Raw genomic sequence first — 13,386 nt, 5'->3', positions numbered from 1 at the left:
AAAGGCGACTAGCCGAAGAACCAGTAGCAGACCGCGATCGCCGCGACCACGCCGGCCAGTTCCGCCAGCAGTGCACAAGCCACCGCATGGCGCGCGCGTTGGATGCCGACCGCGCCGAAGTACACCGCCAGCACGTAGAACGTGGTCTCGGTGCTGCCCTGAATGGTGGCTGCGACCAGCGCCGGAAAGCTGTCGACGCCCTGGCTTTTCATGGTCTCGATCAGCATCGCCCGTGCCGCGCTGCCTGAAAAAGGCTTGACCAGCGCGGTCGGCAGCGCATCGACGAAGCGTGCGTCCAGGCCGCCGGCCGTCACCAGCCAGCGCAGCCCGCCGAGCACGATGTCGAGGGCGCCCGAGGCACGCAGCACCCCTACGGCGCACAGCATGGCGACCAGGTAAGGCAGCAGGTTCTTCGCGATGTCGAAGCCTTCTTTCGCGCCTTCGACAAAACATTCGTAGACCTTCACACGACGCAGCGCCCCGGCCACGACGAAGATCAGGATGATGCAGAACAGCACGAGGTTGCCGAGCAGCGACGACAGCGACGCGATGGCCGCCGCTGAAAGCGTGCCGAGCAGCGCCATGAAGCCGCCCAGCAGCAGCGCGCCCGGCAACAGATAGGCCAGCACCACCGGATCCCACAGCCGCAGGCGCTGCACCACTGCGACCGACAGCAGGCCGATCAGCGTCGATGCGCTCGTGGCCAGCAAGATCGGCAAAAAGACCATCGTCGGGTCGGCCGCGCCCTGCTGCGCGCGGTACATGAAGATCGTTACCGGCAGCAGCGTGAGTGAAGATGCGTTCAGCACCAGGAACAGGATCTGCGCATTGCTGGCCGTGGTCGTGCTCGGGTTTAGCGTCTGCAACTCGCGCATCGCCTTCAGGCCGATCGGCGTGGCCGCGTTGTCCAGGCCGAGCGCGTTGGCCGCGAAGTTCATCGTGATGAGTCCCAGCGCCGGATGGCCTGCCGGCACTTCCGGCATGAGCCTCCGGAACAGCGGCCCGAGGGCGCGGGCCAGTGCAGCGACCAGCCCCGCTGCCTCGGCGATGCGCAGGAAGCCGAGCCACAAGGTCAGCGTGCCGAACAGCAGCACCATCACCTCGACCGACAACCGCGCCATCGCGAACAGGCTCTCGACCAGCGCTGCGAACACGGCCGCATCGCCGCCGATGAACCAGCGCCCCAAGGCGGCCAGCGCCGCCACCACGAAAAACCCCAGCCACAACCCGTTGAGCACGCGCGTCCTTCTCGATGCCGGCCGATGATAGAGGCGGCCCGAGCCAGACCCGGAGATGTTCACGGCGGACTCAGGAGAAGGAATTCAAGACGATTGAGGGTGACTCGATGGTGGCGCGCACAGGCCGCAGTTCCTCACTACAGTTCGCCCATGCAGTTTTCCCCACGACATTTCGCCAGCGGCCTCGTTGCGCTGGCGACCCTTCTGCTCGGCGGATGCTTCACACTGCCGCCAGCCGTGCCGAACACACCGAGCTACGCCATCACCGACGTCGCGAAGACGACGCTTGCCAAGCTGGCGGCGCAAGGAGCACCGCCCGTGGCGCCCGACGGCTCGCCGTTCTCCGGGTTCCGCCTGTTGCCCGAGGCGGCCTTCGCTTTCGACGCGCGCATCTCGCTGGCGCGAAATGCAGAGAAGTCGCTCGACGTTCAGTACTACCTCATCAACAACGACGACGTCGGACTGCTCCTGCTGAGAGAGCTGCGCGAGGCGGCGGAGCGGGGCGTGCGCGTGCGGCTGTTGATCGACGACCTCTACACCGGCGGAGAAGACGAGTTGTTCGCTTCGTTCGCTGCGTTCCCCAATGTCGAGGTGCGGTTGTTCAATCCGTTGCCGTCGCGAGTGAGTTCGCTGCCGGCCCGGCTGGCCTTGTCGATCTTCGATTTCGACCGCATCAACCATCGCATGCACAACAAGCTGCTGGTGGCCGACAACAGCTTCGCCGTGTCGGGCGGTCGCAATATCGCCAACGAGTACTTCATGCGCAGCACCGAGGCGAACTTCATCGACATGGACGTGGTGTCGAGCGGGCCGATCGTGCACGACATGTCGAAAGCGTTCGACATGTACTGGAACAGCTCGCACGTTCGGCCAATCGAGACCATCGCCCCGCTCACCGTCTCGAAAGACGAGGCGCAGCACCGCTTCGACGAACTGGCGCGCACCGCTGTGCCCGACGTGCCGCTGCGGCCGCGCGACGTGCTCGAGAAATCGCCATTGGGCGAAGAACTGCTGACCGGCAGGATCGATCGCCGCTGGGCCACGGCGCATCTCTTCGCGGACAACCCCGACAAGATCACGCGCGACCGTAACGCGGCGTTTCGCGGCAGCGTGACCGAAGGGGCGTTGGGCGTGATCGACACCGCGAAGAAGAAAGTGGTCATTGCTTCGCCGTATTTCATTCCCGGGCCGATCGGCATGGCGATGATGCGCAAGCAGATCGACGCCAACGTCAGCGTGGTGGTGGTCACCAACTCGCTCGGCTCGACCGACGAGCCGCTGGCCTACGCGGGCTACGAGCGATACCGGGCCGACATGCTGAAGGTCGGCGTGACGATCTACGAGATCGCGCCGCGCTACACCTTCAACAAGCGCTTCGGCGATTTCGGCAAATCGATCAGTCGGCTGCACGCCAAGCTCGCGATGATCGATGACTCGCGCATGTTCGTGGGCTCGATGAATCTCGACCATCGATCCGCCGCGGTCAACACCGAACTCGGGCTGGTCATCGACAGCCCGCCGATGGTCGAGGAGTACAACAAGCTCGTGACCGGCCCGCGCACCGACGACCTCGGCTACCGCCTGCGCCTGACGCCCGATGGCCGCCGCGCGCAGTGGGTCGAGTACGACGACCAGGGCGGCGACATCGTTCATGAAGACGTGCCGGGCGAGTTCCTGTGGCTGCGCTTCAAGAACTGGCTGCTGCTGCCGATCGTGGGGGAAGACCTGCTTTAGGCGCTTCGTTTCGCCTGCTTTTCACAATTCGCGGCGCCGCACAATCCGGGCGATGAATTTGCGCCGTCGTGATTTGAATCGGGCCGCTCTCTGGCTGGCCCTGGGCGCTTGGGGAGTGCGGCCGACGACGACACGTGCGGCAGGCGCGGTGAGTGCGCCGCGCTGGCAGGGCAATCCGTTTTCGCTCGGCGTGGCGAGCGGCCAGCCGCGGCCCGACAGCGCCGTTTTGTGGACACGCTTGCTACCGGATTCGGCAATCGAATCCGGCTGGAATGCCGAAGCCGAGTGCCCGGTGCGCTACGAAATCTTCGGCGACGAGGCGCTCCGGCAACCGGTGCGAAGCGGCGAGGTCATGGCCTGGCCGTCACGAGCGCACAGCGTGCATGTGCGCGCCGACGGGCTCGCGCCGGGGCGCAGTTACTGGTACCGCTTCACATGCGGCGATGCGGTGAGCACGGTCGGGCGTACCTGCACTGCGCCGGCAGCCGATGCCGAGGTGCAACGCCTCCGTTTCGCCCTGGCCTCGTGCCAGCATTGGGAGCAAGGTTTCTTCGCGGCGCACCGCGAGATCGCGCAGCGCGATCTCGACTTCGTGATGTTCGTCGGCGACTACATCTACGAGGGCAGCAGCCCGGCCTACACCGTGCGGCAGCACGGCAGCTGGACGCCGCACACGCTGCCCCAATACCGGGCGCGGCATGCGCTCTACAAAAGCGACGCCGACCTGCAGGCGTCGCACGCCGCGCATCCGTGGATCGTGACGCTGGACGATCACGAGGTGGTCAACGACTACGCCGACGATCGCGATCCGGCGTACACCGATCCCGCGCGGTTTTTGCAGCGTCGGGCTGCGGCCTATCGCGCTTACTTCGAACACATGCCGCTGTCGGTTCCGCCGCAGGGCGCGGCCATGCAGATCCACGACCGGTTTACATGGGGCCGGCTGGCCGACATCTGGACGCTCGATTCCCGCCAGCACCGCAGCCACCACGCTTGCCCCGATTCGCAACGCGACAACGGCCGCAGCGTGACCGGCTGCGCCGAGCTCGAAGACGCGTCACGCACCATGCTCGGCGCTGAGCAGGAGCAATGGCTGGCGGCTGGCCTCGCGGGGGCGGCGCGTCGCTGGAAGCTGATCGGACAGCAGACGCAGATCAGCGCCACGAGCGCCGACACGCCGCAAGGCCGCAGCGTCTGGACCGACGGCTGGGATGGATATCCGGCGGCGCGCCGCCGCTTGCTGCAGGGCATCGCGGAGGCCGGCGTGCGCAATGTCGTCGCGCTCGGCGGCGACGTGCATCGCCATGCTGCCGCCAACCTGCGCGTGGTGCCTAACGATGCAGCGTCGCCGATCGTCGCGACCGAGTTCGTCGGCGGCTCGTTGACCTCACGCGGCGCCAGCCAGGCCGCCATGGCGCGCATGCGCCGCGACAACCCGGACGTGCTGCATGCCCGCGGCGACGAGCGTGGCTGGGCATTGCTCGATCTGCGGCCCGATGCGTTGCAATGCGAGTTCAGGGCGACCGCACATCCGGTGGCGGCCGATGCGGTGTTCAGCCGGCAGGCGGCGTTCACTGTGCTGGCAGACCGTGCCGGGATCGAAGCGGCTTAACGAGGCTGCTTGGGCTTGGGCACGGTGATCAGCATGTCCGGTCGAAACGCATCCTGCTCCCCCTTGCTTCGGTAACCCAGGGGATTGGCGACCACCCGGCAGCCGTCCTCGACGTAGTCGAAAGCGCAGTGCAGATGCCCGTGCAGCCAGAGGTCGGTGAACGGCAACAGTCCATCCAGGGAATTGCAGAAGCCAGCGGTGCCGGGTGCGAGGCCGTAACGCGGGTCGGCGCTGGCGAGCGTCGGCGCGAAGTGGGTGACAGCGACCGTGGGGCCGTCAAACGGTTCAGACAAGGCTTTGCGTAGCCAAGCTTGACACGTAAGTGAGTGCTCTCTCAGAAGGCCGGACATGAAGGGCTGACCGCCGCGCGTAGTGGCGGCCTTTCTCAAGTAGAAGTCGGCAGCGCGCATCGCTTTGCCTCGCTTCTTGAGCGCCTGAGCCAGGCCGTCCGACGGTTCGACCAAGGCATCGAAATCAGCCCAGAGGGTGGTGCCGACAAAACGAACGCCATCAATCACCAAAGTTTCGCGTTCGAGCCACTGGATGCCGAGTACCCCGCAAAGTTCGCGCAGCCGCGCATGCGTGGCGTCGAAATCGGCGTTGTCGTATTCGTGGTTGCCAGGCACATACAAGACAGGCACCGGCCAGCCATGCAGCGGAGAAAAGCGTGTGAGCCCGAAGTCCGGCGCGGTCAGCCGCGAGCCTTCCTGGTACGAGCCGACATCGCCGGCCAACACGAGCAGGTCGGCGCCCGGCGCCGGTGCAATCTGGAGGCGGGGGTGGGATTCGATGTGCAAATCCGAGAGCAACTGCAGTTTCATCGTCGATCAGTTTCCATGACGCCATGCAGAGCGCGCATAAGGTCGCTCTAGATATCTAAGGGATAACCCTTATCATTCTTTTCTATCTACTTAGGCGCCGCCCCAGGCCGCGCAATGTCATGTTCAGTCTATTTGCCTTTTCAGCCACGTTCGTTCGTTCGCTCCTCCAAACCAGCGCCAGCGCCGCGCCCGAAAGCCTGGCTGCCGTGTTGATGGAAAGCGCTGGCAGCCGTGCCGGTAGCGACGCCCGCCAGGCACAAGAGCTGCGCGTCGCAGCCAGCGCCTGGCTCAGCGTCGTCCGCTGAGTACCGATGTTGCGAACGCCGCTGCGGCCGACCGCAGCAAAGCATCCCGCAGCCACTCGTGCGCATGGATGTGCTGCGCGCGCCGGTGCCACACCGCATCGACATGCACCAGCGGCTGGTCGAACGGCAGGTCGCGCATCACCAATCGCTCGTCCACCCCGGTGACGTTGACGAAGTGGCGCGGCAGCACCGTCAGCAAATCGGAGCCTGCGACGACACGACCCGCGGTAAAGAACTGGTTCACCGTGACGGCGATGCGTCGTTCGCGGCCCAGGGCGCCCAACGTCTGGTCGACGAATCCGTACGGCCGGCCCGAGAAACTCACCAGCAGATGCCGTGCGGCACAGTAGGCGTCCAGCGTGAGCGGGCTGGCGGCCAGCGGATGGTCGCGCCGCATCACGCACACGTATTGACCCACATAGAGCCGTTGCGTTTCGAACGGCACGCCGACGCCCGACTGGCTGCGCGCCGCCAGGCTGGCGGTGACCGCCGGGAAATAGCCGATCGCCATGTCGGCCTCCTCGTGCTCAAGCAAGCCCCGCGGGTCGCGCGTTGTGAGCGGCAACACGCGCAATGAGATGCCGGGCGCTTCCAGTTCCGCGATCCGCACGAGGCCCGGCATGAGCTCGGCGGCGGTGGCGTCGGCCATGGCCAGCAGAAATGTGGTGTCGGATGTGCTGCTGTCGAATTCGCCCGGTGCGAGTGTGTGTTGCAGCTGACGCAATGCATCGCGCACGGTGGGCCACAGCGCCAGGGCGCGAGCCGTTGGTTCCACTCCGGCACCGGAGCGACGCACCAGCTCGTCGCCGAGCACGTCGCGCAGGCGCCGGAGCGAGTTGCTGACGGCCGGCTGGGTGATGGCGAGGTTGCGGGCCGCTCGCGTGAGGTTGCGCTCCGCCATCACTTCGTCGAAAACGCGAAGCAAGTTCAGATCGAGTGTGCGGAAGTTAACGTCCATCAGTGGCGTGAATGATAAACATCAAAAAGATAAAGTGGTGAAGCAGTAGGGCAAACCCTAATATCAATGCATCGGCTCACGCCACACCCGTTCCTTAGGAGGAGCACCATGACTTCTTTCGTCCATGTCGACCAACCCTCGCAGCACGCCGGCCTGAACCGCGCTACCGCCGCCTTCGACAACATTCGCAATGCTGGCCAAGGCGTGACGCGCTTCGGCCTTGCCTTCCGCTTGTTGATCGCTGCCGGCGTCGTGCTGCTCGCTGTGTCTACCCAACTCACCACGCACGAATTCGATGCCGGCTGGATGGCCGCCTGGATCTCGCTGTGCGCCATCGCTTTTGGCGTGATCGCGTTGAGCGCCAACAAGATCAGCCCGACGACGAGCCGCATCGCCACCGCCTGGCGCGGTATGGCACAGCGCCGCGCCAGCGCTCTGGCCGATGAGCGCTTTCTGGCGCATGCCTCGTACGACCCCCGCGTACTGAAGGAACTGCAAGCTGCCATTACGCGCCAGCAGGTCGACGGAGAACTGCCATTGGTAGCATCCGCAAAGGTCGACGCCGTGGTTCGCGCTCAGCAAACCCGCCGCACGCCGTCGCTGCACCAGGTTCTGGTCAGCCATAACCTGTCGCGCTACTACTGAGACAGGCATACGCCGGGCACTTCGGCGTTTCGCTTCCTGTGCCAACGAAGAGAAAGCCGCCCGAGGGCGGCTTTTTCTATGGGCTAACGAGTGATCACGCCGCCAGCCGCTTTTCGATCGCTGCCTTGGTCGCCGGCAATTCCGCAGGCAGATGGTGCGCCAGCTGGGTGAACAGCTCATCGTGCAGCTTCAGCTCCGCAAGCCAGGCGGCCTTGTCGATGCTGGTCACGGTGTCGAACTGCGCGGCGCTGAAATCGAGCCCAGTCCAGTTCAGGTCTTCGTAGCGCGGGCTCACCCCTGTGATGTGCGCCACGCCTTCCCCTGCCTTGCCTTCGATGCGGTCGATCATCCACTTGAGCACGCGCATGTTCTCGCCATAGCCGGGCCAGACGAACTTGCCGTCTGCGCCTTTGCGGAACCAATTGGTCGTGTAGATTTTCGGCAACGATGCCCCCGATGCTTTGAGCTTTTTGCCCAGATCGAGCCAATGCTGGAAGTAGTCGCTCATGTTGTAGCCCATGAACGGCAGCATCGCGAATGGGTCGCGGCGCACCACGCCGGCCTGGCCGGTTGCTGCGGCCGTGGTTTCCGAACCCATCGTGGCAGCCATGTACACGCCTTCCACCCAGTCGCGCGCTTCGGTCACCAGCGGCACCGTCGTCGAGCGACGGCCGCCGAAGATGAAGGCGTCGATCGGCACGCCCTTCGGGTCGTCCCAAGCTTCGTCGAGCGCAGGGTTGTTGGTCGCGGCGACAGTGAAGCGCGCATTCGGATGCGCCGCGGGCTTGAGCTTGCCGCCGACACCGGTTTCCTTTGCGATGGCGGGCGTCCAGTCCTTGCCCTGCCAGTCGATCAGGTGCGCCGGCAACGCCTTGCCGGGCGCGTCCTGCTCCAGGCCTTCCCACCACACGTCGCCATCGTCCGTCAGCGCGACGTTCGTGAAGATCACGCCGTCGTTCAGGCTGCGCATGCAGTTGGGATTGGTCAGCATGTTGGTGCCCGGGGCCACGCCGAAATAGCCGGCTTCAGGGTTGATGGCGCGCAGTGAGCCGTCTGCCTGGGGCTTGATCCAGGCGATGTCGTCGCCGATGGTCGTGACCTTCCAGCCTTCGAAGCCGGCGGGCGGCACCAGCATCGAAAAGTTGGTCTTGCCGCACGCACTGGGGAAGGCCGCGGCCACGTGGTACTTCTTGCCCTCGGGATTCGTCACGCCAAGAATGAGCATGTGTTCAGCCAACCATCCTTCCTCGCGGCCCATGGTCGAAGCGATGCGCAGCGCGAAGCATTTCTTGCCGAGCAACGCATTGCCGCCGTAGCCCGAGCCGTAGCTCCAGATCTCGCGTGTCTCGGGGTAATGAACGATGTACTTGGTCGTGTTGCAGGGCCAGGCCACGTCCTTCTGCCCGGCTTGGAGCGGCGCGCCTACCGTGTGCACGCAGGGAACGAACTCGCCATCGGCACCCAGCACGTCGTACACGTCCTTGCCCATGCGCGTCATGATCTTCATGTTGACCGCGACATAGGGCGAGTCGGACAGCTCGATGCCGATATGCGCAATCGGTGAACCTAAAGGGCCCATCGAAAACGGCACGACATACATCGTGCGGCCCTTCATGCAGCCGTCGAATAGCGGTTGCAGCGTCGTGCGCATTTCAGCCGGTGCCATCCAGTTATTGGTCGGGCCGGCTTCTTCTTTTTTGGCCGAGCAGATGTAGGTGCGGTCTTCGACTCGGGCCACATCGACCGGGTCGGAATTGGCGAGGAAAGAGTTGGGCCGTTTGGCGGGATTGAGTTTCTTGAATGTGCCGGCGTCGACCAGTTGCTGGCAGAGGCGGTCGTATTCTTCTTTGCTGCCGTCGCACCAGTGAATGGCGTCTGGCTTGCACAAGGTGGCCATGTCGGCGACCCAGGCGATTAGCTTGGCGTTTTTTACGTACGAGGGTGCCTGAGTATTCAGGCCCTGCATCACGGGTGCGTTCATCGGAAGTCTCCTAAGTTGAAAATCGTCTTTTCGAACGGGACTTGGCGAGGCGCATCAACAGAGGGCACCGGCGCAAAAGCCGTCTGAGAAAACGTTTCTTTTTTTAAGAGTGCATCGACGCGGGCCGCACCGCCCGCAGACAACAGCGCGAAGCGCTGTCAGGCCAGGAAGACGGCGATGGACGCCAGCAGCAGCATCAGCACGGCGCCGGCAAGCGGCAGCACGATGGGCATCATCGGCACGATCGACTCGACAGCGTCGTGTTCGACGGCGGCCGCGTGGCCTGGATCGACAGGGGTGGGGGTGGACATTGAATTACCTCGGGGGACCAAAAAACTGGTGTCATTTTACTGGCGACGGGCCTTTATGCGGTGTAGGTGCTTGCCAGCCCCTGCACCTTCGCGACACCTGCTTGTCGCGCGTCGCGAAGACGCTCAGTGCTGCTCTTCGGCCTCGAAACCGGCCGCATGGAGTGCATCGAGCACGCTGGCCAAGTGAGGCCGACCGCGGGTCTGCAACACCAGTTCGACATCGACGTTTTGCGCTGCCTGCATGGTGAAGGCGCGCTGGTGATGCACTTCATCGACGTTAGCGCCCGCTTCCGCGACAGTGGCCGTGATCTCGGCAAGCGATCCCGGCACATCGCGCGCACTCACCCGCACACGAGCGAGCCGACCGGCGCGCACCATGCCGCGTTCGATGATGGCCGCCAGCAGCAGCGGATCGATATTGCCGCCCGACAGCACCAGGCCGACGCGCTTGCCCTTGAAGCGCTCCGGATGCCGGATCATCGCGGCCAACCCTGCAGCGCCTGCCCCCTCTACCAGCGTCTTTTCGATCTCGAGAAGCATCAGCACTGCCTGCTCGATGTCGCCCTCGTCGACCAGCAGCAAATCGTCGACGTGCGTTGCGACGATGGCCTGCGTCAGCACGCCGGGCGTACCCACCGCGATGCCCTCGGCGATCGTGCTCCTGCCCTGCTTATAGTGCGTGCCCTGAATCGCGTTGACCATGGCCGGGAAGCGTGTCGTCTGCACGCCGACGATCTCGATCCCGGGCTGGATCGCCTTGGCCGCCACCGCCATGCCGGCAATGAGCCCGCCGCCGCCGACCGAGATGACCAGCATGTCGAGGTCTGGCACGGATGCCAGCATTTCGAGTGCCACCGTGCCTTGGCCCGCGATGATGGCTTCGTCGTCGTACGGATGCACGAACGACAGGCCTTCGCTTTCCGCCAACTCGTAAGCATGGGCCCGAGCTGACTCGAGCGTGTCGCCGTGCAGCACGACTTCAGCGCCGAAACCCCGCGTGCGCTCGATTTTCACGCCCGGCGTAAAGCGCGGCATGACGATCAATGCGCGCATCCCGAGCCGCTGCGCGTGGTACGCCACGCCCTGCGCATGATTGCCGGCCGACATCGCCACCGCGCCCTTGACGCCGCTGTCGGACAGGTCGACCAGCTTGTTGCAGGCGCCCCGCTCCTTGAACGATGAAGTGAACTGCAGATTCTCGAACTTGAGAAACACCTGCGCGCCGACGATCTCCGACAACGTGCGTGACTCGACGCACGGGGTGTCGAGCAATTGTCCTTGCAGGCGCGCCGCAGCTCGCCGGATGTCTTCGATGCCAACCATGTGAGAGATTGTGGACGGGATCGCAAACGCTAGGGTTTTTACTCTTCCCAAGTCTTCCCCAATCCGGAGGTCTGCGTTATGGTTTGCGTGGGTTTCCTTTTGCTAGCTGGAGATTGTCCGATGGTCAAGCGTTCCGGGGTCGATGTGGTGGCTGCTGCCGTGCGCGGGCAGGCATTGCCGTCCCCCGGGCTAAAGGAAGCGCCGGTGCTGGAGCTGATGTGCTCGCATTTCGTGCTCACGCTCGCGGCCAAGCAGGGACCGCGTTTCAACGTGCGGCGCGACCTCAATGGACTGCTTTCGCTGACCGGTCGCCACTTGGTCTGGCCCGAGACGGTGCTCAAGCGCCTGGGCGAATTCCTGGGCCGACGCTGCGCCGGCAACGAAGCCTGGAAGGGCGTCGAAACGCTCGATGGGCGAACGCTGCTCGAACGCCACGGCATGTGGCGCGGTCCCTACGAAGAAGGCACGCTCTTCTTCTATCTCGATGAATACGCAAAGGACCAGCCGAAGGATCTGCTGTCGGTGCTGTCGGTCACGCGCGACTGGCTGACGCATGCGTTGCGCAAGCAATCGACGCTGGTCGAGAAAAACATCGAGGCGCTGGCCGGCCTGCTGCAACTGAACAAGGCCGAGCGCGCCCTGCTGCTCTACGGCACCTTGGCGCGTTATCAGCGCGACCTGCGCTCGCTGCTCGTCGAGTTCAAGGTCAACAATGCGCCCGAGGCGTATGCCGCCATCGCCGACATCGCGGGCGTGAGCGCCAGCGACGTGGGCGAGGCGTTGCGCGCGGGCTCACGGCTGGAGCGCATCGGGCTGGTCGAAAACCTGATCTCCGAACACAACATCACCGACCTGGCCGACCTGATGAAGGTCAGCGAAAAGCTGCCGCCGGTATTGATGCGCGAGTACCGCGACCACAACGAACTGATGGCGGTGTTCACCCGGCCATCGTCCAAAAGCACTCTCACGCCGCACGACTTTTCTTTCGTACAGGAAGACGCGCAGATGCTCGTTACGCTGCTGCAGGCTGCCGTTGCGCGCAAGGAGCCCGGCGTGAATGTGCTGCTCTACGGGCCGCCCGGCACCGGCAAGACCGAGTTGGCCAAGGTCGTGGCGCAGGCTGCGGGGCTCGAACTGTTCGAGGTCGAGTACGCCGACCGCGACGGCAATTCGTTGAGCGGCCGCGACCGCTATCGGTCGCTGCAGATTGCGCAGGTCTTTCTCAAGGGCAGCGCGCAGGCCGCCTTGCTGTTCGACGAAGTCGAAGACGTATTCCCGCCCATCAGCACCGAGGCCGCGCAGTTCATGGCGCGCGCCGAGCAAGTGTCGTCGTCCACCAGCGGCAGCGTCAGCGGCAAAGCTTGGGTCAACCAGATCCTCGAGTCGAACCCGGTGCCGACGCTGTGGGTCACCAACCGCATCGAGCAGATCGACCCGGCCTTTCGGCGCCGCTTTGCGTACCACCTCGAGCTCAAGTCGCCACCGCCCGGCGCGCGTGAGCAACTCATCAAGAAGACGCTGGAAGGCGTGATCGTCTCTGAAGCCTTCACCGCCAAACTGGCCGAGCGCAAGGGCCTGACGCCAGCGCAGATTCGCACCGCAGTGCGCTTTGCAGGCCTCGCCAAAACCGACGATGCCTCGGTCGAATCGTTGATCGAACGCCAGCTGAAAAATGCAGACCTCGCATTGGGCACGCTCGACAAATCACCTGGCAACCGGCGCAGCGTGACCACGTACGACCTCGACATGCTGAATGTCGAAACCCGGTTCGAGATCCCGCGCATCGTCGAGGCATTGAAGGCGCGGGGCCACGGCACGATGTGCTTCTACGGCGCGCCGGGCACCGGCAAGACGGCGCTGGCCGAGCACATCGCCAAGGCGATCGGCCGGCCGCTCATCATCAAGCAGGCCAGTGACCTGATGAGCAAGTACGTCGGTGAAACCGAGCAGAACATGGCGGCCATGTTCAAAGAGGCCGAGGCTGAAAAGGCCGTACTGCTGCTCGACGAGGCCGACAGCTTTTTGCAAGATCGGCGCGGCGCGCAACGTACTTATGAAGTGACGGAAGTCAACGAAATGCTGCAGGGCATGGAGCGCTTCGATGGAATCTTCGTGTGCACGACCAACCTGCTCGAAAGGCTCGACCAGGCGGCGTTGCGGCGCTTCACCTTCAAGATCAAGTTCATGCCGCTGACGGCAACGCAGCGGGAGCGCATGTTCGTGACCGAGGCGCTCGCCGGCGACGCGTCGCTGATGACTCCGGAGATCCGCAAGCGCCTTGCGCACCTCACGCAGTTGTGTCCGGGTGACTTCGCGGCGATCAAGCGGCAGACCGAGATCTTGGCGGCTGAGTTTTCAGCCGCTGAGTTTCTGGATCAGCTCGAAGCGGAGCACCGCATAAAGCCTGAAGTGCGTGAATCTCGTGGGATCGGATTCGTGCAGTAAGGCAAAAGTTTTC

General features: G+C 64.4%; 11 protein-coding genes. 5 read left to right on the top strand and 6 right to left on the bottom strand.

The window, feature by feature from the left end; genetic code table 11:
- Positions 1–8: 8 nt before the first annotated feature.
- Entirely contained in the window at positions 9–1,238 is a 1,230-nt protein-coding gene (locus RCH10_RS00275; RefSeq protein ID WP_409050805.1) for a nucleoside recognition domain-containing protein, read from the bottom strand.
- A 150-nt stretch (positions 1,239–1,388) separates the two neighbouring features.
- Between RCH10_RS00275 and RCH10_RS00270 the strand changes: the two genes are divergently transcribed.
- Together RCH10_RS00270 and RCH10_RS00265 are read left to right on the top strand one after the other, a co-directional pair.
- Positions 1,389–2,972, top strand: a complete 1,584-nt coding sequence (locus RCH10_RS00270; RefSeq protein WP_409050804.1) for a phospholipase D family protein — start codon at positions 1,389–1,391, stop codon at positions 2,970–2,972.
- 52 nt (positions 2,973–3,024) lie between these two features.
- The gene (locus RCH10_RS00265) at positions 3,025–4,584 is read left to right on the top strand and encodes an alkaline phosphatase D family protein (protein ID WP_409050803.1); all 1,560 of its coding nucleotides are present in this window, start codon (positions 3,025–3,027) and stop codon (positions 4,582–4,584) included.
- Here RCH10_RS00265 and RCH10_RS00260 read toward each other — a convergent pair.
- Positions 4,581–5,405 carry a metallophosphoesterase gene (locus RCH10_RS00260; RefSeq protein ID WP_409050802.1) on the bottom strand — a complete coding sequence of 275 codons (825 nt, stop codon included), beginning with the start codon at positions 5,403–5,405 and terminating at the stop codon, positions 4,581–4,583. The genes RCH10_RS00265 and RCH10_RS00260 overlap by 4 nt on opposite strands.
- Positions 5,406–5,524: 119 nt before the next feature.
- Between RCH10_RS00260 and RCH10_RS00255 the strand changes: the two genes are divergently transcribed.
- Positions 5,525–5,710 (top strand): hypothetical protein, encoded by a 186-nt coding sequence (locus RCH10_RS00255; RefSeq protein WP_323496874.1) that lies wholly within the window; start codon positions 5,525–5,527, stop codon positions 5,708–5,710.
- Here the strand turns inward: RCH10_RS00255 and RCH10_RS00250 are convergent.
- On the bottom strand, positions 5,694–6,668 hold the full coding sequence (locus RCH10_RS00250) for a LysR family transcriptional regulator (protein ID WP_187053847.1): 975 nt from the start codon (positions 6,666–6,668) through the stop codon (positions 5,694–5,696). The genes RCH10_RS00255 and RCH10_RS00250 overlap by 17 nt on opposite strands.
- Positions 6,669–6,776: 108 nt before the next feature.
- On the opposite strand from RCH10_RS00250, the gene RCH10_RS00245 reads away from it, so the two are divergent.
- Positions 6,777–7,313, top strand: a complete 537-nt coding sequence (locus RCH10_RS00245) for a hypothetical protein (RefSeq protein ID WP_409050801.1) — start codon at positions 6,777–6,779, stop codon at positions 7,311–7,313.
- 94 nt (positions 7,314–7,407) lie between these two features.
- Here the strand turns inward: RCH10_RS00245 and RCH10_RS00240 are convergent, their stop codons facing one another.
- The 3 genes from RCH10_RS00240 to RCH10_RS00230 all read right to left on the bottom strand — a co-directional run bounded on the left by RCH10_RS00240 (position 7,408) and on the right by RCH10_RS00230 (position 10,928).
- Entirely contained in the window at positions 7,408–9,294 is a 1,887-nt protein-coding gene (locus RCH10_RS00240) for a phosphoenolpyruvate carboxykinase (GTP) (protein ID WP_409050800.1), read from the bottom strand.
- A gap of 158 nt (positions 9,295–9,452) precedes the next feature.
- A complete protein-coding gene (locus tag RCH10_RS00235; RefSeq protein ID WP_187053850.1) occupies positions 9,453–9,605 on the bottom strand; it encodes a hypothetical protein in 153 nt (50 codons plus the stop codon).
- Between the two features lie 123 nt (positions 9,606–9,728).
- The gene (locus RCH10_RS00230) at positions 9,729–10,928 is read right to left on the bottom strand and encodes a threonine ammonia-lyase (RefSeq protein WP_409050799.1); all 1,200 of its coding nucleotides are present in this window, start codon (positions 10,926–10,928) and stop codon (positions 9,729–9,731) included.
- A gap of 120 nt (positions 10,929–11,048) precedes the next feature.
- On the opposite strand from RCH10_RS00230, the gene RCH10_RS00225 reads away from it, so the two are divergent.
- Positions 11,049–13,373 carry an ATP-binding protein gene (locus RCH10_RS00225; RefSeq protein WP_409050798.1) on the top strand — a complete coding sequence of 775 codons (2,325 nt, stop codon included), beginning with the start codon at positions 11,049–11,051 and terminating at the stop codon, positions 13,371–13,373.
- Positions 13,374–13,386: the final 13 nt, after the last annotated feature.

It is taken from the genome of Variovorax sp. GrIS 2.14 (genome assembly GCF_046115955.1).
GTDB lineage: Bacteria > Pseudomonadota > Gammaproteobacteria > Burkholderiales > Burkholderiaceae_C > Variovorax.
Note: the sequence above shows the minus strand (reverse complement) of the source record. Positions and strands in the feature narration are given on the sequence as shown.